Genomic DNA, 226 nt, shown 5'->3' on the forward strand with positions numbered 1-226 from the left:
GTCGCTTGCTCTGTAGTTGCTTCTTCTGTTGATGGTGCTTCTTGTGTCGCTTGCTCTGTAGTCGCTTCTTCTGTTGATGGTGTTTCTTGTGTCGCTTGTTCTGTAGTCGCTTCTTCTGTTGATGGTGTTTCTTGTGTCGCTTGCTCTGTAGTTGCTTCTTCTGTTGATGGTGCTTCTTGTGTCGCTTGCTCTGTAGTCGCTTCTTCTGTTGATGGTGTTTCTTGTG

1 pseudogene is annotated in these 226 nt (G+C 46.5%); it reads right to left on the bottom strand.

Annotation, left to right across the window (positions count from 1 at the left end):
* Positions 1 to 226, bottom strand: a pseudogene (locus HHH54_RS11200) (hypothetical protein); the annotation flags it as partial.

The sequence above is a fragment of the Staphylococcus canis genome, assembly GCF_016238445.1.
GTDB lineage: Bacteria > Bacillota > Bacilli > Staphylococcales > Staphylococcaceae > Staphylococcus > Staphylococcus canis.